Origin of the sequence: Zoogloea sp. LCSB751 (assembly GCF_002028455.1) — a bacterium.
GTDB lineage: Bacteria > Pseudomonadota > Gammaproteobacteria > Burkholderiales > Rhodocyclaceae > Zoogloea.
This window is the reverse complement of the sequence record NZ_MWUM01000403.1, coordinates 1-253: the sequence shown is the minus strand read 5'-3', so window position 1 is coordinate 253 and position 253 is coordinate 1. Positions and strand designations below refer to the sequence as shown.

At 49.4% G+C, this 253-nt stretch carries 1 protein-coding gene; it reads left to right on the top strand.

Features of this window, described 5'->3' with window-relative positions:
• A partial coding sequence (locus B4920_RS27120) for an NAD(P)/FAD-dependent oxidoreductase (RefSeq protein ID WP_368664750.1) occupies positions 1-253 on the top strand: 253 nt, incomplete at both ends.

Here is a 253-nt window from a genome sequence, read left to right as displayed (position 1 = left end):
AATTTTCCCCGGCTTTGCCGCCAGCGAATTACTCTTCAATGAAGATAACAGCGTGAAGGGTATCCTGATTGGCGATATGGGCGTCGGCACCGATGGCCAACCCAAAGACAGCTTTATGCCCGGCATGGAGCTTCACGCCAAATATACCGTGTTCTCAGAAGGCTGCCGTGGTCACTTAGGCAAACAGCTGATCGCGAAATACCACTTAGATAATGGTAAAGCACCACAACATTACGGCCTAGGCTTTAAAGAA